9 protein-coding genes are annotated in these 20,370 nt (G+C 76.4%); all 9 read left to right on the top strand.

Annotated features, from left to right (window positions below):
* Positions 1–187: 187 nt before the first annotated feature.
* The 9 genes from ACIGW4_RS00945 (at position 188) to ACIGW4_RS00905 (ending at position 20,330) form a co-directional block, all read left to right on the top strand.
* On the top strand, positions 188–913 hold the full coding sequence (locus ACIGW4_RS00945) for a Crp/Fnr family transcriptional regulator (protein ID WP_123455889.1): 726 nt from the start codon (positions 188–190) through the stop codon (positions 911–913).
* Between the two features lie 927 nt (positions 914–1,840).
* Positions 1,841–4,285 (top strand): hypothetical protein, encoded by a 2,445-nt coding sequence (locus ACIGW4_RS00940; RefSeq protein ID WP_399577579.1) that lies wholly within the window; start codon positions 1,841–1,843, stop codon positions 4,283–4,285.
* The gene (locus tag ACIGW4_RS00935; RefSeq protein ID WP_123455892.1) at positions 4,282–5,895 is read left to right on the top strand and encodes a hypothetical protein; all 1,614 of its coding nucleotides are present in this window, start codon (positions 4,282–4,284) and stop codon (positions 5,893–5,895) included. Before ACIGW4_RS00940 ends, ACIGW4_RS00935 begins: the two co-directional genes overlap by 4 nt.
* A 209-nt stretch (positions 5,896–6,104) precedes the next feature.
* A complete protein-coding gene (locus tag ACIGW4_RS00930; protein WP_123455893.1) occupies positions 6,105–6,551 on the top strand; it encodes a Pycsar system effector family protein in 447 nt (148 codons plus the stop codon).
* Positions 6,548–8,944, top strand: coding sequence for a VWA domain-containing protein (locus tag ACIGW4_RS00925; RefSeq protein ID WP_398710571.1), 2,397 nt, complete (start codon positions 6,548–6,550; stop codon positions 8,942–8,944). The genes ACIGW4_RS00930 and ACIGW4_RS00925 overlap by 4 nt, the downstream gene beginning before the upstream one ends.
* 22 nt (positions 8,945–8,966) lie before the next feature.
* Positions 8,967–12,758, top strand: a complete 3,792-nt coding sequence (locus ACIGW4_RS00920) for a tubulin-like doman-containing protein (protein ID WP_399577576.1) — start codon at positions 8,967–8,969, stop codon at positions 12,756–12,758.
* A complete protein-coding gene (locus tag ACIGW4_RS00915) occupies positions 12,755–15,310 on the top strand; it encodes a hypothetical protein (RefSeq protein WP_399577573.1) in 2,556 nt (851 codons plus the stop codon). Before ACIGW4_RS00920 ends, ACIGW4_RS00915 begins: the two co-directional genes overlap by 4 nt.
* Positions 15,307–17,559, top strand: coding sequence for a hypothetical protein (locus tag ACIGW4_RS00910; protein ID WP_399577571.1), 2,253 nt, complete (start codon positions 15,307–15,309; stop codon positions 17,557–17,559). The genes ACIGW4_RS00915 and ACIGW4_RS00910 overlap by 4 nt, the downstream gene beginning before the upstream one ends.
* Positions 17,556–20,330 carry a hypothetical protein gene (locus ACIGW4_RS00905; protein ID WP_399577568.1) on the top strand — a complete coding sequence of 925 codons (2,775 nt, stop codon included), beginning with the start codon at positions 17,556–17,558 and terminating at the stop codon, positions 20,328–20,330. The genes ACIGW4_RS00910 and ACIGW4_RS00905 overlap by 4 nt, the downstream gene beginning before the upstream one ends.
* Positions 20,331–20,370 lie beyond the last annotated feature (40 nt).

Here is a 20,370-nt window from a genome sequence, read left to right as displayed (position 1 = left end):
GCCCCCCGTGCTCGTTGACGCGTTTCTTCCGCACCCTCTAGCGTTCTTCACCCCATGACGTGACGCAGCGTCAATAGTGTGGCTGAGTAAGCCACATGAGGTGGGAACACACACACGAAAGCGCCGGTAGGCCACCGGCGGACGGTCTTCCCCGGAGGGCCCGCGGACGGTACGGGGGTGAGCGGCGATGAGTCTCTTCGGCCAGGACCGCTCCTTCCTCCACGCCCTCCCCGCGGCCGACCGGCGGACGCTGCTCGCCGAGGGCGTCCGGCGCGTCTACGAACCCGGGGAGGTGATGATCCGCGAACGCGACACCAGCGCCTACGTCCTCGCGCTCCTCTCCGGCTGGTCCGTCGTCTCCGTCGGCACCGAGCGCGGATCGCGGCTCATCCTCGCCCTGCGCGGCGCCGGAGAGGTCGTCGGCGACCTCGCCGCCGTCGACAGGGGCCCGCGCAGCGCCAGCGTCACCGCCCTCGGCACGGTCGAGGCGGTGGCCGTCTCCGGCGACCGGTTCCGGCGCTTCCTCGCCGCCCGGCCGCACGCGACCGCGCTGATCATGCGCCAGCTCGCCACCCGGCTGCGCAGCGCCGACGTCGAGCGGCGGGCACTCGCCTCCGAGACCGTCCTCCAGCGCCTCGCCGCCCGGCTCGTCGAACTGGCCGAGCGCGCCGGGCGGCGGGCCGACGGCGGGACCGTACTGGAGCTTCCGCTGCCCCAGCACGATCTGGCGGCGGCCATCGGAGCCACCCGGGAGGCGGTGGCCAAAGCGCTGCGCCTGCTCCGGGAGCAGGACGTCGTCCGTACCGCGAACCGCACCGTCGTCGTCCTCGACATGCCGGTCCTGGTGCTGCTCGCGCAGGGGCGCGCACGCCCCGGCGGAAACCCGGCGGACGAATCTCCGCCGGGTGTGTAAACGGCTACATCGCCCATCGTCGCGGGCGGCCAGTCTGGACGGGCGACACACGCACCACCACGGCACCACACACAGGGAGTCCGAGAGTGAGCAGTGCGGGAGTGAACGGGGTAGCGGGCGGGATCCACCGGTTCGTCGTCTTCGGCGACATCTGCGGCTCCGGAACCCTGGGCATGGCCGAGAAGGAGCTGCACCGGGCCGCGATGTACGCCGCCTTCGACGAGGCGTACGGCTCCGTCGGCGTCGAACCGGGCACCTTCCACCAGGAGGACCGGGGAGACGGCATCCTCGCCGCCCTGCGCCCCGACGTTCCGCCGACGCTCATGGTCGGACGCTGGATCGACACCCTCTACGAGAGCCTGCGCGCCCACAACACGGGCCGGAGCCGGCGCCTGCGACTGCGGATCGGCATGAACGCGGGGCTCGTCGCCCAGGACGGGCACGGGCTGGTCGGGCGGGCGGTGGACCTCGCCGCCCGGCTCTGCGACAGCGCCCCCGCGAAGCGGATCATGGCGGAGAGCCAGGAGGTCGACCTGCTGGTCGTCGTCTCCGACTGGCTGTACGGGAACGTGGTCGCCGAGGGCGGGCGGTACGTCGAGCCGGCCCACTACCGGCCGGCCCGCATCCGGTCCAAGGAGACCGACGAGACCGCGTGGTTCCACGTGCCGCGCAGGACCGCCCCGCCGCTGACCCGGGCCGAGGCGGCGACCCCGGCGCCCGAGGGGGAGCGCGCGCCGACGGGGGGTTCACGGACCGGGGGGGGGGGGGGGGGGGGGGGGGGGGGCCCCCCCCCCCCCCCCCCCGGACCGGAGACGGGAACCGTACGTACCACATCGGGGGAGACGTGGTCGACGTCCACGGCAACACGTTCCACGGCGACTTCACGGGCATCCGCAAGGGCCCGGCGGCGGGGGCGGGTGAGCCGGAGTGAGCGACCAGGACGAGGCGGGGGCGGGGGCCGACGCCCCGGACTCCGGCCACGCCCGGGACGACCGGGGCGACGGCGGCGGCCGGGGCGACCGGGCGGACGCACGCGACCGGGGTGGCGACCGCGGCGACCGCGGCGATCGGGGGGGGCGCGGCGACCGGAACGACAGGAACGACCGGAACGATCGCGGTGACCGTGGCGACCGGGACGGGGAGCGGGGCGACGGCTCCGGTGAGCAGCCGCGCGAGCCGAACGTCTTCGCCGCCGCCGACCGGGGCCCGCTCGCCGGCGGCGACACCGGCGGCGCCGCCACGGCGCGCCGCGCGCTGCGCACCTGGGCGAGCGGCGCGGGCGACCGCCACACCAGCGTCCAGGGCGACGGCACCTTCTTCGAGGGCAACCAGTTCTTCTCCGTGTACGGCTTCGGCGACGCCTCGCGCTTCGTGCGGGGCCCCGTCCCGCCCGAGACGCTCGCCCACCTCGCCCAGGTGTACTGCGAGATCGCCGGCTACCAGCGGATGAAGGAACGGCTCCGCGACAGCCGGGTCCTCGTCCTGTGCGGAGAGCCCGGCAGCGGCCGCAAGGCCACCGCGCTCGCCCTCCTCGACGAGGTCACCGGCGGCAAGGTCTTCCGCCTCGACCCCCGGCACGGCGTCGACGAGATCACGGGCGAGGCCCTCCAGGAGGGTGGTGGGCACCTCATGGAGCTGCTCACCGAGGACGTCAGGGGCGAGGGCGAGTCACGGGCCCGCTCCGGACCGGGCGACGGCGCCGGCGGCGCGCGGCGCCCCGCCGCCCGCCTCTCCGAACTGCACCTCGACCGCTTCGGGGAACTGCTGCGCAGCCGCGACGCGTACGGGATCGTCCTCGTCGAGAGCGGCGAGCCCGCCGACCGGCTGCTGCGCGGCCGGTACGGGATGTACTGCGCGCCGCCGCCCGCCGACGAGGTCCTCCGCAGGCACCTGCGGGAACGGCTGCGCGGGGAGCCCGCCGAGGCCCTCGGCGCCGCGCGGGCGCTCGCCGCGCGCCCCGACGTCGTCCGGGCCCTCGGCCTGGAGGAGCTGCGGCCCCGCGAGGCCGCCCGGCTCGCCGACCACCTCGCCCGGCACTGGCGCGGCGAGATGACGGACGACCAACTGCTCGCCGAGTGCGCCGGATTCGTGGCGGCCCAGGCCCGCGAGTGGTTCGCGGGCGCCGACCGCCCCGGCGTGCTCCCCGAGGCGCTCCCCGCCCTGAACGCCGGAGCGTTCCGGATCGCCGTCGCCGTCTTCGACGGGTCCGCCTACAGCCTCGCCGCCGAGGCCGCCGAACTCCTCGCCTGGGAACTCGCCGTCACCCTCGACCCCGAACAGCCCCCCGGACGACGTCTGTTCGGCGCGCACGCCGAGCACCGCCCGATGCGGGCGCGCGCCGTCCTGGAGGACGGGGAACTGGACCTCGGCCCGGCGAAGGTGCCGGTGCGGGCCGTGCGCTTCCGGGGCGAGGCCCTCGCCGCCGCCGTCCTCGGCGAGATCTGGCACGGCTACCACAACGTCCGCGGACCGGTGGCGCGCTGGCTGCGGGCCCTCTGCGACGACCCGCGCGCGGAGGTCTGGGTACGGGCCTCCGTCGCCGCGGGCGTCCTCTGCTCCTGGGACTGGATCCACGGCTTCCGGGAGCTGATCGTGCCCCTCGCCGTGACGGACGCGCCCGTCACCCGGCTGGCGGCCGCGACCGCGCTCGCCGAGTCCGCCCGCGACCCCCGGATCAGGCCGGCCGTCGCGTCCGTGCTCAAGGACTGGGCCGTCTCCGACGACCCCACCCTCGTCGGGACGGCCCTCCTCGCCCACGGCTTCGTCCTGGCCGCCGGGGACGTGCCCGGCTCGCTCGACGCCCTCGCCCGGGTCGTCAGGACGTGCGAGCCCACCGACGGCGACGTGCTCGCGCCCGCCTCCTTCAGCGTGACCCGGCTGCTCGCCTCCGGAGAGCCCGAACCCGTCCTCCGGCGGCTCCACCAGTGGCTCGAGGACGGCCGGATCAACCTCGCCAACCTGGTCCACCTCGCCGTCATCGGTGCGCTCGGCACCCGGACCACCCACCTGTGGGGGCTGCGCGAGGTGCCCGAACTCGACGAGCACGCGGCCCGCCCCCTGCTCGTCGCGCTGCTCGCGACCCGGCCCGCCCTCGCGCCCGCCCTCGCACGGCTGCTGCGGCACACGCTCGCCACGGCCCGCTCCGGCGAGGCCGCCCTCGAAGCCCTCGGCGGCCTGCTGCGGCGCGCCGCGAAGGACCCCGAGGCGCTCGGGCACGTCTGCGCCTTCCTGCCGCGCCTCGCGGTGGAGCGCCGCGACCGGGACCGGCTCAGGGGACTGCTGAACGAACTGGTCCGGGACCGTGACCGGCCCCTGGACAGGAGCGCGGCGCGCCGGATGTGGGACGCCGTGACGGAAGGAGCGAACCGATGACCGGGCCCGAGCAGAACAGGAACGCGCGGCCGGACGAGCGGGCGCGGTGGGACGAACGGGACCACGACGAGCGGCAGCGGCACCAGAGCCGGGACGGCCGGGAGCGGCAGGGGTACGAGGGGCGGGAGCGGAGGCGGTACGAGGACCGGCGCGATCGGCAGCCGTACGCGGGACAGAACGGCGGACAGCACCCCGGTGGCCGCGACGCGGACGAGGACCCGGACCCCGACCTCGACCTCGACGGCGCGCGGGACGAGGAGGCGGACCAGGCGCGCGGCGCGGGGCGGCAGCGCCCGGCGGCCACCGGCGGGGCCGCGGCCGCCGGACGGCCGCGCGGTCCCCTCATCGGCGAGTACGCGCCCCCGTACCGTCGCCGGAGCGGCCGGGTCGCGGCCGTCCTCCTCTACCGCAACGGCGGCCACCGGGTGGTCTGGCCGGACCGCGTCGAGGACGTCAACAAGCCCCTGTTCGGCTCCCCGTACACCGTCTTCGAGGTACGGCTCGGCCGCAACGTCACCGAGTTCCGGCTCCAGCTGCCGGCCGCCGGGGACGGCGTCTTCTTCGACGCCGTCGCCAAGGTCCAGTGGGTGGTGACCGATCCGCACCTCGTCGTCCGGGAACAGGTCGAGGACGTCGCCGAACTCCTCCACGACGAACTCCTCGACGGCCTGCGCAGGCTCTCCCGGCGCTTCCGGATCACCGAGGCGCAGCGCGCCGACGAGGCCGTGCGCGAGGAACTCGCCGCCGGGCGCCTCAGCTTCGGCCGGGACATCGGGCTGCGGACCCGGGTCCTCGTCTTCATCGACCTCGACGACTCCGTCAAGGCCGAGGTCTCCCGGCGCGACCGGGTCCGCGTCACGATGGAGGCCGACGAGCAGGTCGCCGAGGCCGAGCGGCGCAGGGAGGCGGCGGACCGCGCCCTGGTCGCCGAGCGCGCCCGCGAGATGGAGGCCCTCTTCCGGCGCGGCGACCTCGCCCAGATCGCGCACCACATGGCGATGCACCCCGACAAGCAGTGGGAGATCCGCACCCAGCTCCAGCGGGAGCGGCGCGAGGGCCAGGAGGACTACCTGAGGGTCTTCAACCGGCTCCTGGACACCGGCGTCCTGGAACGGCACGACATCGGCGAGCAGATGTACCAGGTGCTCATGTACCTGCGGTCCCAGACCGGCACCGTCCTCGGCGGCATCACCGACCGGGTCCTCAACCCCTCGGGCGACACCCCGCGGCGCCGGCGCGCCCTGGAGGAGGCCTCCCCGGAGCCGAGCGACCCGGACTGGGACGAGGACCACCGGGACGCCCCGCGCGGGCGCGGGGACGAGGAGCACGGGGAGGCCCCGCGCGACGCCCGGGTCTACGAGCCGACCCGCGTCGAGTCCGGCTCCGAACGGGAACGGGAGCGCGAGAGGGAGTGGGGGCGGGGGCGGTCGCGGGGCCGTCACGACGACGGGTTCGACGACGGCCGCGACCGGTACGAGCCGGACTCCTACGAGCGGAACGACCGGTACGACCGCGACGACCCGTACGACCGCGCGGGCCGCGACCGGCCGCGCCGGAGCACCGGCCCCGCCCGGCCCAGCGCCGACTTCGACGACTGGGACGACGAATGACCCCGGAACGGGCCCCCACACCCGCAGCCGACGGGGCCCCCACGCCCCCACCCGACCGGGCCCCCGCCCCGGGCCCCGACCGGATCTCCGCCCTGGGCCCCGACCGGATCTCCGCCCCGGGCCCCGACCGGACCCCGGCGCCCGCAGCCGACGCGGCCCCCGCGCCCGCGCCCGCACCCGCCCCCGTACCGCCCGGCGAAATGCGGTTCATGGCCGAGCGGCTTCTCTCCACCGTGCGGGAGGACATCGGGCGGGCCGACACCAAGGCCGCCATCCTGCTCTCCGGCGCCCTCGCCTTCCTGGCGGTCGTGTTCTCCGGGGACCGCGCCCCGCTGCCCACGGCCGGCACCGGACTCGCGCTGCTCCTCGTGGCGGGCGCGCTGTGGACGGCGGGGGTCCTGATGCTCGTCTCGGTGGTCCTGCCGCGCACCCGGGTCGGCGCGGACCGCACGTTCCTGCGCGAGCTGACGGCCGGCCCGTCCGCGGCCGTGCTGCGGGAACGGCTCGGCGCGTCCGGCACGGACGCCACCGACTGGCTCCTCGAACAGGCCGGCGTGCACGGGCTCGTGCTCGCGGCGAAGTACCGGTGGCTGCGCCTGGGCGTGTCCGCGCTCGCGCTCGGCGCCCTCCTGGCCCTCTTCAGCGAACTGTGGTGAGAGAGAAGAAGATGCACTGGACCAGCAAGGGAAGCGCCCTGCTCCTCGCCGGGGCGCTCCTCGCGCTCCCCGGCCCGCTCACGGCGCCCCCCGCCGCCGCGGCGCCCGGCCCCGCCCGCACCGCGGCCGGACCCGCCGAGGGCCCCGACCCGCTCGACTTCGCCGTCGTCGTCGACCAGTCGGCGAGCCTGGCCGAGAAGGACCTGGCGCGCGAGACGGAGGCGGCCGCGCTGCTCAGCCAGGGCGAGATATCGGACCGCTCCCGGGCCGCCGTCATCGGCTTCGGCAGCTCCGAGAAGCCCGGCCAGTCGCCCGTGAACGAGGTCTGCCCGCTCACCGTCGCCGACGCGGCGGGCCGCGAGCGGCTCAGCGCGTGCGTCCAGCAGCTGGGCCGCCGCGACGCCGCCCGCATGGGCCCCGGCACCGACTTCCCGGCCGCGATCCGGCAGGCCGTCACCCGCCTCACCGAGGGCGGCGCGAAGACCCCGGCCGTGCCGAAGGTCGTCTTCCTGCTGACCGACGGCAAGCTGGACGTCGCCGACAGCCCCGAGTACGGCACCGACCGCGACACCCGCCAGTCCAACGGGGCGCGGCGGCTCACCGAGGAGCTCGCCCGCGCGAAGGCGGCCGGCGTCCAGATCTGGCCGCTCGGCTTCGGCAGCGAGATCGACCGCTCCGCGCTGACCGCGATGGCCGAGGGCGGCTACCGGGGCGCCTGCTCCGCCATCCCCGGCTCCGTCCCCCACATGCGCGTCGTCGGCACCTCCGCCGAGATCGACAAGGCGCTCCAGGAGACCTTCGCCGCCGCCCGCTGCGCCCGGATCGCCCAGGGCACCGTCGGGAAGCCGCCCGCCGACCTGACCGTGACCATCCCGCCGATCGCCACCGACGGCTCCCTCACGGTCGCCAAGCACGACCCGAAGGTGCGGGTCACGTACTACGACCCGGCGGGCCGCAAGGTCCCCGTGCGGGGCGAGTTCGACGGCTCGACCTTCGAGGTGAGCGGCCAGGACGGGCCGGTCGAGGCGCTGCGCGTGAAGGACCCGCTGCCCGGCCGCTGGCGCGTGCACATCGAGGCGCCGGAGGGCCACCGGGACCGGGAGGTCGCCGTCCGGGCCATCTGGCAGGGCCGCCTCCGCTCCGACGTCACCCTCGACCCGGCGTCCCCGCGCGCGGGGGAGAAGGTCACCGTGCAGGTGCGGATGCAGACCCGGCGCGGGGTCGTCATCACCGACCCGCGGCAGCTGGCCGGTCTCACGGCCTCGGCCGAGGTCGCCGGCGCGGGCTTCGAGCCCTTCGCCTTCAAGCTCGCCGACGACGGCCGGGCCCCCGACGCGAAGGCCGGGGACGTCCGGTTCACCGGCACGTTCACCCTGCCCGCCGGGGCCACCGGCGACCTGGAGCTCGTCACGCGCATGGCGGCGCCCGGCATCACCTCCGACCGGCGCCCGGTGCACGCCCAGCGCGGCCCGGACGTGCCGGTGCTGACCGCGGGGCTCGTCGTCGACCGCGTCACCGTGAATCCGGGCGGCACCGTCCGGGGCACCCTCGACGTCACCAACAACGACTCCGCCCCGCACACCCTGCGGATCGCGCTCCAGGACCAGACGCCCGGCGCCGAACTCGCCGTCGCCCCGACCTCGGTGACCGCGACCGCGGGCAAGAGCACCCGCTTCTCCTTCACGGTGACCCTCGCCGCCGGCACGGCCCTCGGCGAACTGGGCGGCCGGGTCGCGGTCGTGGACGCCGGCGAGGGCGGCACCGTCCTCGACACCGCCTTCCTGGACGTCCTCGTGGTGGCGCCGCCCACCTGGTGGGACCGCTGGTGGAAGGCCGTCACCGGCGGCGCCGCCGCCCTCCTCGTCCTCGCCGTCGTCGCCGGCATCCGGATCGCCGCCGGGCGCCGCCGCCGCGACCTCACCGGGACCACCCTGGAACTGCGCGACGACGGCCGCTCCCTGCACTCGCTGACCATCCGCAGGGGGCAGAGCGAGAACGGGACCTTCGCCTTCACCGTCGACGAGCCGTACGGGGAGGCGCCGATGCTCCGCGGCGTCCACGGCACCGCCGCCTCCACCGCCCACGTGCTGCGCCGCACCACCTCCGGCGAACTGCTGCTGCGCCCCGGGGGCGGCAACCAGGTGCCGGTGCGGGCCGGGGAGCCGGTCGGCCTCGGTGAACACGAACTTGTCGTACGGGGCGCGCGCGTGCCCGCTCCGCGGAGGAGCCGCGGCCCCCGGCGGCCCGGCCGCGGCACCGGAAGCGGCGGCGGCACCGGTCGCGGCACGGACCCCGGCACCGGACCCGGCTCCGGCCTCGGTCCCGGCCCCGGTTCCGCTTCCGGGGCGACCGGGGCCACCGACGGGTCCGACACCTACGACGCGAACTTCTGAACGGGCACCGAGGAGAGACGACATGAAGATCTACCAGCCCATGCTCTTCGTCGGACTCGGCGGCACCGGCGGAAAGATCGGCAGCGAACTCGAACGGCAACTGCGCCGGGAGCTGTGCGGACCCGACGGAACCGACCTCGTCGACGGCGGCCGCCGACTGCCCTTCCAACTGCCCGACTGCCTCCAGTTCGTCTACGCCGACTTCAGCGAGGGCGAGCTGCTGAGCCAGCCCCAGTTCCGGGCCAAGGGCGCCGAGGGCGCCGCCTTCGCCCGCACCTCCCGCATGGTCCGCGACCTGCTGCCCACCGACTTCGACTCCTCGCCCGAGGTGACCCGCATGCTGCGCGTCTCCGTCCCCGAGGAGACCCGGCACTGGCTGCCGCCCCAGGCCCGCCAGCCGCGCGTCGCCCCCCTCAACAGCGGCGCCGGGCAGCTGCCGACCGTCGGCCGCGCCGCGCTCTTCGCGACCGTGCGCTCCGGCCTCGAACCCGTCCTGCGGCAGCTCCGCGAGGCGATCGGCGCCATCGGGCAGGCGGCCGGCGACCTCAAGCGGGTCGGCGGCGGCCGCATCCGGGGCTGCGACGTCTTCGTCGCCTTCTCCGTCGCCGGCGGCACCGGCGCCGGCATCTTCTACGACTTCATCCACCTCATCGGGCACGAGTTCCGCAACGCCAAGGTGCCCGGCGTCAAGATCTACCCGCTCGTCGTCATGCCCTCCGCCTTCCCGCCCGAGGCCGGCGGCGGCCGCGAGGCCGAACTCAACGCCGCCCGCGCCCTCGTGGACCTCTCGCGGCTCGTCGACGACCAGAACGTGCCCAACGCCCCCGACGTCGTCGGCGACGTCGAGGAGCGCGGCCGGCTCAGCGTCACCTACCCGGGCGACGGCGTCGTCGCCCTGCGCCCCGCCACCATGCAGACCGCCTTCCTGTTCTCCAAGCCGGCCGTCATCGGCACCGAGGACCTGCGCCGCTCCATCACCGCCATGGTGATGTCGCTCATCGGCACCGAACTCGGCGAGGACGGCAACGCGGTGAACCGCGCGGAGGACGACTACCAGTCCTTCGCCGCCAGCTTCATCAACAAGGCCGTGGAGCGCTCGACCCCCGCCCGTACGGGCATCGGCTACCGCGGCATGTCCACCAGCCTCGCCGCCTCCCTCACCGTCCCCGTCGACGACCTCGCCGAGATCGTCGCCGCACGGCTCCTCGCCCAGGCCGTCCGCGGCATGTCCGAACGCGCCCGACGACCCGCCCGGGACGGGCAGGAGCTCGTCCGGGAGCTCTTCACCCGTTCCGCCATCGGCCGCCTGTGGAGCCGCGAGGCACCCGACGTTCCCCTGCCCGACCAACTGCCCCGGGGAAGCCGCGACATCGCCCAGGAACTCCTGCGGCGGCTGAGCGACATGGAGCACTCCCTCCAGCGCCTCGACGTCCACCTCTCCCGCGAGATCCCCCGCCTCACCGAGGACTTCAGGCCGGGCGCGGGAGCCCGCGAACTCCTCGCCACCATCGACCCGTTCCAGCTGGAGACCGTCCTCGCCGGACTCCCCAACCACCCCGACCGGGTGGCCAGGGAAGGCTTCACCGGCATGCTCGACAACCGGCGCAACGACCCCGAACGGCCCCCGAACGTCCAGACCTCCGCCCCCAACATCCCCCACATCAAGCGCACCGTCGGCGGAGTCGTGCCGGCCCGGTGGACCGACCCCGACGTCCAGGACACGCTCGCCGCGCAGCAGGCCTGGTACCAGTGGCGCGCCCGCGTCCTCTGGCACCGCGGCTGGCAGGCCGGCGAGGCCCAGTGGCGGCCCTCCCTCAACCGCGTCACCAACGAGGTCGCCGAACTCACCAAGGTGCTCCGCGCCCACGAACAGAACGAGGCGAAGTCCTTCGCCGACAGCCGCCGCGAGCTCTACCGCGACGACCGCGCCGGCATCGCCTACCTGCTGCCCCCGCAGAACACCCTGCGCGCCTTCTACGACGACGTCGTCGACCGGCTCGCCCAGAGCGAGGGCCTCCCCGAGGCCACCGACGCCGCGACCCTCCTCGACCGGCTCGTCGGGCCCGACGACTGGCGGCGCGCCCTCGACGCGGTCCGCCGCTCCTCCGGGGCGGCGGTGAAGGAGATCAAGCAGGTCGTCGAGCGGCGGGTCAAGCGCCTCTTCGGCGAGGCCAACGAGGACGTCTTCGCCCGCCCGCTGCTGCCCTCCATGGAGCTGCTGCTGCGGGCCGCCGCGGGCGACGAGACCGCCGAGGCGAAGGTCGACCCGCGCTGGCTCGACCAGTTCCGCGCCCGGCTCGCCGGACTCCTCCCCGTCGGCTTCATCCCGGACGGCAGCGGCCCGCTCAAGATCCTCATCGTGCACCCGGCGAGCGAGTCGGACGGCCGGGCCGCCGACTTCCTCTCGCAGGAACTCAACCTGCCCGCCCGGGTGTTCCCCGAGTGCCGGGCCGTCGACACCGACTCCATCACCGTCGTCTTCTTCCGCAGCGGCATGAACCTCACCGACATCTCCGAGGTCCGCAGCGTCCTCAGCCTCTGGTCCGAGGCCCGCGACTCCGGCGGCGAGGAGGACTTCCTGCACTGGCGCCAGCGCCTCGGCTACCAGGACGACTGGCTCGTCTCCACCGAACCGGACCGGCAGCGCATCCTCCACCGGCTGCTCTGCGCGATGTGGAACGGCCACATCGCCGTCGAGGGCCCGGTCGGCTCGCCCCACCTCGTCCGGATCAGCCTCCAGGACGGCGAGTCCGCGACCATGTCGCTGCGCCTGGAGGGCTTCGACAGCTCGCTCTCCAGCTGGGCGGGGCTGCTGCGCGCGTACGAACGCTCGGCGCTGCTCGACGAGGGGCAGATCATCGAGCAGTTCTGCGAACGGCTCATGCGCGCCCTGCCCAAGGGCCTCGCCCAGGTCCCGGCACCCCCGTCCCGGCTCTTCACCCACTTCGTCGAGAACGTCGCCCCGCGCCAGCTCCGCCTGATCGACGAGATCGCCGCCGACTACGGCCCGGCGGACAGCGAATGGCTGGCCCCGCTCCGCCACTTCTGGGAGGTCACCTACCCGGGCGCCCTCGACATGCGCTTCCCCAGCGCGGCCCGCCCCACCCGCGCGAACCTCCGTGCCCTGTACGACCGCCACGGCCCGCGCCGGGGCCACGGCCCGGGGCAGGCCCCGGGCCGCCCGCAGGACGGGCGGCCCGGCCCCTTCCCGAGGGCCCGCCAGGAGCCCGATCCGCGCACCGGACCCGATCCGAGGGCGGGGCGCGGGCCGCGCCCCCGGTACGAGGAGGGGGCCGGATACGGTCCCCGGTCCCCGTACGGGCCCCGCCCCGCGCACGAGGACGACGCCGGGCACGGGCCCCGCTCCGGACACGGCGGGGCCCGGCAGGACGACCGACACGGGCCCCGGCAGGACGACCGGCAGGACGACCGGTACGAGCCCCGGCGCCGGCAGGAGCCCCGGTCCCGGCACGAGGACGGGTACGGGTCCTGGCGCTGGTACGACGACGACGACGCGGAGTACGAGGGCGGTGCCGGGTACGACGACGGTGCCGGGCGCGGCGAAGGTGCCGGGTACGACGGTGGTGCCGGGTACGACGATGGCGCCCGGCGCGATCCGCGGGCCAAGTACACGCACCGGCCCGCCCCCTCGGAGCCGTCCGCCTCCGAGTGGGAGTGGGAGCTGGAGCCCGAGCCGGACTACGACCCCGCGTACGAGGAGGCCTACGGTCCCGCGTACGAGGAGGACCACGGGCCGGACTTCGAGTCCGACGACGAGCCGTACCACGGCGACCGGGCCGGTGAGGAGGAGTGAGCCCGCGCGTCCTTCCCGTCCTCCCCGAACGGCCGCTGCCGGGCCACGCCGTCTGCCTCGACCTGCGCACGCCGCCCGCCGGGGCGGACGACCCCGAGGCCGCGGTCCGCGCGGCCCTGGACGTCCCGCAGCCCGGCGGCGAGCGGCGCTTCCTCGTCGTCGACGAGGCCGACCGGCTCGTCGCCCACCAACTGCTCTACGAGCGCCTCTCCTCCTACGGGCCCGCGCACGTCGTCTGCCTGGCGGTCGGCGCCCGGGGCGAGCGGACCCTGAGCCGCTCCCTCACCCTCCGCCCGCCCTCCGCCGGCGTCCTGTGGGTCTTCGACTCCACGGAGGACGGCGTGCCGGGCGAGGCCGTGCTGCGCCCGCTCGTCGACGTCCTGTCCACGCCGGAGGTCTTCGACGCCGTCCTGCGCGCGCTCGGCGAGGTGGTGCACGGCGTCGCCGTGCCCGCCGTGCGGGTCCTGGAGCACGACCTCACCGACGAGGCCAGGGCGCGGGCCTGGCGACAGGCCGTGGAGGGCCTCGCGGGGCCGGACGTCCCGGCCGGGAGCATCTCCGCCGAGCAGGTGCCCGGCGCGCTGGCGCTCCTCCTCGACGAGGGCGTGCCGCGCTCCCTGTCCGGGCACCGGTGGCTGCCGCCCCAGGGACGGGCGGGGGCCGGGCTCGCCGCCTGCGACGCGGCGGTCGGCGAGGCCGTCGAGGGCTACCACCGGATCCGGGGCCCGGCCGGTCTCCTCACCGGGGCAGGCCGGAGCGTCGACCTGCCGGCGGACCTGGAGCGGGTGACGGAGGAGCTGGGCCGGTTCCGCACCGCCGTCGCGGACGCGTTCGGCGCGGCGGGCGGCACCCGGCTCACCGCCGAGCACCGGGCGATGCTGCGCGACCGGGGCGTCGAACTGCCGGAGCTGCCGCGGGAGATCTCCCGGGCCGGGATCGTCCCGGCGCTGCGCGACCTCACCTACGACCTGATCGGCAAGGGGCTGCCGCTGCGGTCCGTGGCGGCCCGGCTGTCCGCGCTGTCCGCGCGCACCGCGCCCGTGGGCAGCGCGGCCCGGCTCGCCCGGCTCGACGCGATCTGCGGTCCCGAGCGGCTGCGGCGGCTCGGTGCCCGCCGCCCCTTCACGGCGGGCGGCCCGCGTCCCGTGGCCTTCGCCGTCACCGGGCTGCTCGCGCTGCTCGCCGGCGTCTGGCCGGTGCTCGGCTGGGTCCTCGGTCCGGCCGTCGGCGTCCTCGCCGCCGGGCTCGCGCACCTGATGCTGCGGCGCAGGCCCAACCGTTCGCCCGACGGGCGGATCGACGGCGGCGGGGCCACGGGCGCGGCGCCCCGGCTCTTCGGCGGGCTGCTCGGCGGCCTCCTCGGGGCGGGCCTGGGCTCGTTCCTGGACCTGCCCGGCTGGGCGCCGCCGGTGGCGGCGGCCGTGGCCGTGGCGGCCGTCGTGCTGCTCGCGCTGCGCGACTGGGGCCGGGCCGTGGACGAGTGGTGGGCGCGCGCGGACCCGGAGGAGGCCTGGCGGATCCTGCGGGAGATCCAGGACCTGGTGGTCACGACCGCCGTGCACGACTGGCTCTTCGCCGAGGTGCGGCACCACTGCTCGGCCGGGGCGGGAGCCGTCGCCGGGCTGCTCCGGGGGCTCGCGGAGACCGCCGACGCGCACGGGCGGCCGCACGCGGCGCGGAAGGCCGACCGGCCGGAGGACGGGCCGCAGCCGGCCCGGGAGGGCGGGGCGGCGTCCTGGAGCTGGGAGGACTGGCAGGACGACGGCGACGGCTGGGGGGAGGGGACGGAGGCCTGGGGGGACGGCACGGAGGACGGCCTCTGGTCCGACCCGGCCGGGGAGGCGGCCGGACCCGCCGCCCCCGAGCCCCCGCCCCCGCACGGTGCGCCCGACCGGGACACCGGGGGCCCCGTCGACGGGCCCCTGTCCGGCCCCGTCCCCGGCTGGCTGGAGCGGCGGTACGGGGACGGTGGGCCCGCGCTCGTCGACACCCTGGTCGGCGACCTGGTCGCCGGGACCGTCCTGATCCTCGACCGGTGCTGGGCGGGCATCGAGCGCGACCCCGGCGCCCTCGCGCGCGCCGGTCACGAACAGCGGCTCTCCGAGCTCCTGGACGAGACCCGGCTCCGCCTGGAGCGGGACGTGGCCGCCTCGCCGCCGCCCCGGTACGAGGGTCTCGGCGACCCCGACGCGCTGTCCTCCCTCGCGGCGTTCACCGACCGTTCCGACCGGCCCGACGCGGCCCGGCTCACCGGCGTCGCCGCCGACGCGGTGGCCCGGCTGCTCCTGGCGGAGGACGACCCCGGCCGCACGGTCGCGCTGTGCGGACCCGAGCACCTGCGGCTGCTCTCCCACGACCCGCTCGCCGCCCGTCAGGTCCGCTTCGTGCCCGAGGCGATGCGGCGCGGCGCCGCCGGGGACGACATCTGGCGGGGCACCGCCGAGGAGGTGGTGTGGACCGGCGCGGGACGGCACGCCGGCATCCTCCGTCTCGTACCGCTGCGCACGGACGTCGTGCACACCGTCCGCGCCGAGGAGGCGGGAGAACCGTGACCGACCCGAACCACCCGACCGACCCGACCGGCCCGAACCACCCGACCGACCCGACGGGCCAGGACCGGCCGGGCGACCCGAACCAGCCGCTCGGCCCGGACCACCCCGACCACCTGCGCGAGCCGACCCCGCCCACCCATCCGTACTACCAGGAGCTGGAGTTCCTCACCCCCCGCGAGGTGCCGGTGCGCTTCGCCGTGCGCTACGGCGAGGACCACCGGCCGCCCGGCCGCCCCGGCGTCCTCGCGCGCCGGGCGACCCTGGGCGCGGGCTCGCACGTCCTCCAGTACCGGCTGCCGTCGTCCGCGCAGGGCGACCCGCACGCCTACGCCCTCCTCGAACGGGAGACGGCGGCCGCCGTCTCCCTCGAACGCCGCTACGGCGGAGCGAAGTTCGGCGCGGTCTTCGCCAGGATCGTCGGCTTCGACCTCACCGCGGCCGAGCCCTTCGTGCTGTACCGGCCGCCGACCGGCCGCCCGCTGTCCGAATGGGCCGGACGGCTCGACGCCGAGGACCAGGAGCGCATCACCGGCCAACTCGCGATGGCCGTACGGCTCCTGGACGAGGCCGACCTGGTGCACCGGGCCATCGCGCCCGACACCGTACGGTGGGACGGCGCCCGGGTCCGGCTCTGCGAACCGTACGCCGCGCAGCGTGCCGGGGAGGCCCGCGAACCCTTCGGCGGCGCCCCCTGGGCCTCGCCCGAACAGCGCGCGGGCCAGGGCGTCGCCGACCCGCGCGACGACCTGTGGTCCGTCGCCGAACTCGCCTACTACCTCCTCGCCGGCCGCCCCGACCGCGGCGAGGGACCCCCGGCCGACCTCGCCGACTACCGGCGCCTCGCCGCCCTCGGCCAGAGCGGGTTCTTCGCCGCGCGCGCGGCGGACCGCCCCCGGCCGGCCGACCTCATGCGGCTCCTGCACGTCCCCGATCCGCTCGCCACCGGCATCGGGGCGGCCGACCCGCTCGACCGGTGGCGCACCGAGTACGACCGTCAGATCGCCAGGAAACGCGCGGCCACCGGCGGCGCCCCGGTCCACCCGGACACGGAGGAGCCGCCCCCGCCGGACCCACGGCCCTCGCGCATCACCCTCCGCGAGCGGCTCTTCGGCGGCGGGGGCGACGCCCTCCGGCCCCCCGCCCCCGCCGTGACGCCCGAAGAGGCGCCGCCCCCGCCGCCGCGCGGCCGCATGTGCCCGCACTGCCTGCTCCCCGTCGAGTACGACGAACGGCTGCTCGTCACCATCGATGCCAAGGGCAACCGGATCCCGCTCGACCTCAGCGCCGAACGCCGCCCCGGCCACGTCGCGGACGCCCTGCGCAAGGCCTACCACCTGTGCCCGCACACCGTGGACGGCGACGAGGAGCACGAACTGCCCGTCCCCTACCTCACCAACGGCGAACCGCTCTCCGTCGCCCTCGTCGGCAGCTCCTCCGTCGGCAAGACCCACCTCCTCGCCGCCATGCTCGGCGAGGTCGAACTCGGCGGCCTGGAACCGTACGGACTCAAGTGCCGGCCGCTCAACCCCGAAGCGCACAGGACCTTCGTGCGCGAACGGGTCCAGAGGCTCAAGGAGGGGCGGCAGCTCGGCCGTACCGGACAGCAGACCTTCGCGCGGTTCGCCGACGGCCTGCTCGTCTCGGCGGGCGGCGCGCAGCCCCGCCCCGTCGTCTTCTTCGACCTCGCCGGGGAGGACCTCGCCCAGGACGGGGAGGTCGGCCGCTTCCTCATGGGCGTCGACGCCTTCGTCTTCGTCCTGGACCCGCTGCGCGCCCTCCGGCTGCCCGGACTCGACCCGGTGCGCGAACAGAGCGGGCTGCGGCGGCGCGACCTCGGCGACGAGGCCTTCAGCACCGTCCTCAACCGCATCCCCCGGCAGCGCGGCGGACTCGTCGCCGCGCCCGCCGCGCTCGCCGTCAACAAGAGCGACCTCGTCCGCTTCGAACCGGTCGTCGACCGCTGGCTCGGCCGGGCGCTGCCCGGCCGGTACGACCCCGGCGCGGTCCGCGAGGAGAGCCGGGACGCGTACGCCTTCCTCGCCCACCACGCCGGCGCCGCCTGGCTCAAGCCCTTCGACGACTGCGCCGACTGCACCCTGCACTTCGTCGCCGCGACCGGCGGGCAGGCGCGCGGCGACCGGTTCCCGCACGGGGCCCGGCCACGCCGGGTCCTCGCGCCGCTGCTGTCGCTCTTCGCCCTGTGCGGGCTGCTGCCCGGGGCGGAACCTACGGAGGGGATCGTCCGATGACACGGACGGAGAACGAGGCCGACCAGATCGTCTTCCGCTGGGACAGCGAGAACCTCACCGGCAACACCGGCTTCGGGCCCGTCGCCTGGTCCGGGCCCCGCGACGAGACCGAGAACCTCTTCCAGCTCTTCGGCCCCGTCCTGCGGGCCAGCGGGGACGAGACCCGGCCGGCCCTGATCCGGCTCCGGCGGCGCGACCAGGTGGTGCTCGTCCGGCGCGCGCCCTTCACCGACGCCGACGGCAGGACGTCCGTCCTCTGCCACGCCCTCGTCGGCGCGGCCCCCCTCCTCGCCCCCGCCGTCTGCCTCGGGCTCCACGGCTGGGACTGGGACGGCGCCGCGGACGCCGCCGGGGCCCGGGGCCCGCTGCCGGTGGTCCCGGCGGAGGCCCTCGTCCCCGCCGCGAGCCGCGGGGGACTGCCGGAGCTCGACCGGCTCCTGCCGTACGCGGCCGAGGAACTCGTCGGCGCGGTGGCGGAGTTCCTGCGCCACCCCGACGACCTGTTCACCGTCCTCGACGAACGGGGCGACACCGCCTGCCCCGTGCTGTGGGGGCTGCACAGCATGCTCGGCGCGCTCACCCGCCGGCCGTGGACCTTCGCCACCCACGACACGCTCGAACTGCCCTCGCTCCGCTACGTGTTCGTCGGCCGCTGGTCCGGCGCGGCGAGCCGCAACACCGAGCGGCGCCGCGTCGACCCGCGCGAGCGGTGCGGCGACCGGGCGGAGGAGGTCGCGGCCCGGCTGGTCCGCCACCACCTGTGGGAGGTCGAGGAGGGCAAGGGCCGCGACCGCGTGATCGGCAGGGCCCTGCGCACCGCCGCCACGACCCACCGGGGCCCGCTCCTGGAGACGGCGTCCCGGGTCGCCGACCGCCTGGACGCCGTCGACCCCCGCACGAGCACCTCCCGCCGGAGGAACCCGCTCCCGCCGGAGCCCGAGGACCGGGACCGGGGGACGCCCCTCCGCCCCGCCGCCGAACCGGCCCCGGGATACGGGGGCCGACGGGACCGGACGGCACCGCACCCCGGATACGAGGAGACGCCGGGCGGCGGGTACGGCGAGCGCCGGGAGCAGAACCCGCCGGACCTCCGGGAGGAGGGCGGACGAGGTGCCGGGTATGGAGGTGCCGGGGGCCGGCGGGAGCAGAGCCCGCCGGACCCCCGGGACGAGGACGCGCGGGGCGTCGGGTACGGAGGTGCCGGGGGCCGGCGGGACCTGAACGCGCCGGGCGCCCGGGACCAGGACATCCGGGACCCCCGGGGCCGGGGCACTCCGGAGGCCCCGGATCAGGGCGCCCCGGGTTTTCGGGGTCAGGGTTCCCCGGATCCTCGGGACGAGGACGTGTCGGACCGTCGGTACGAAGGTGCCGGCGGCCGCCGGGACCAGGCGGCGCCCGACCCTTGGCGTCGGGGCGCTCCGGAGGTGCCGGATCAGGGCTTCCCGGGCGACCGGGAGCAGGATTCCCCGGGTCGCCGGCACCTGGATCCCCGTGACCCGGATCCCCGTGACCCGGATCCCCGTGACTTGGATCCCTGGCATCCGGATTTCCGGGACCCGGATTCCCGTGTCCCGGATTCCCGGAAGTCGGATCCCCGGCGCTCGGATCCCCGGCATCCAGACCCCCGGCACCCGGGCACCCAGCCCCCGACCCCCCGGCCCCCGGCCTCGTCGGATTCCCGGCGTTCCGGCCCGGCGGATGACGGGTACCCCGATCCGTCGGGCTCGCCGTATCCGGCCGTCCCCGGGGCGGATCCGGTCGTCCGGGCCGACGTCCCCGGGGAGGCCCCGGCCGTCCGGTCCGACGGGGTGCCCGACGGGGCCGGGCGGGGGGAGCGTCCCGCCCCGCCCGGCCGGCGTCCGGGCTCCGACGGGGCGCCAGGGGTGTCGTGGGCCCCGGACGGGCACGGGACCGAGCCGCCGGCCGGCCCCGGTCGGGTGTCCCCGCACACCCCCGAGCCGCCGCTGCCGCCCGTACCTCCCTCCGCTCCCGTGTCCCGCCCCGCCGAGGAGCCCCGTCCCGTCGACTGTCCGCGGCCCGTGCTGCAGACCGTCGAGCCGGAGTGGACCGGGCCCGGCAAGGGCGTGCGGCGGGCGCGGCGGACGCGTGCGCGGGAGGCCGGGACCTCGCTCGTGCACAAACTGCCGACCGTGCGGAGCGTGGAGGAGGCGCGGGAGCTCGTCGTGAAGGGCGGCGACCGCGAGCTGCTCGACGCGCTGAGCCGGCCCCAGGCGTACGACGTGGTCACCGTCCTGCTCCGGGAGATCGCCCGGCGCCTGCCGTCCTGGGGCCGTCCGATGCGCCGGGACCTCTGCGAGGTGGCGATCGCACAGAAGCTGTGGGCCGTGCCGCCCCACGCGCGGGAGGACTCCTCCGAGCCGCCGGAGGGGCTGCGCGCGGCCAACGCCGCCGCGCTGCACCGCTGGGCGGTCCGCCCCCTGCTCGGCGGCGGCGACGCCCCCGTCGGCACGGTCGCCGAGCTGCTGTCGCTGCTCCGTACGAGCCCGGAGCCGTCCGCCCGGGAGGCGTTCTGGCTGATCGTCGACGGGGAGCGGCCGGGCCTGCCGGACGCGGTCTGGCTGACGCTCCTGAAGGAGGCGTGCGGCCTGCCGCGCACCGCGCACCGCCCGGCCCCCCCGTCCCCCGCGCCCGCCCGCCCGGACGACCCCGGCGACGGCTACACCCGTCGTTTCCTGCGCCGGGCCGCGTTCCTGATCGGGGGGCTGGTGGTCGCGATCGTGCTGATCGGCGTGGCCCAGTGGGTCAGGTGACCGCGAGGGCCGCCGAGGTGGGCGCGTCGAAAGGCGGGCC

The sequence above is a fragment of the Streptomyces sp. NPDC053513 genome (genome assembly GCF_044544765.1).
GTDB lineage: Bacteria > Actinomycetota > Actinomycetes > Streptomycetales > Streptomycetaceae > Streptomyces > Streptomyces litmocidini.
This window is presented reverse-complemented; position numbering and strand designations above follow the sequence as displayed.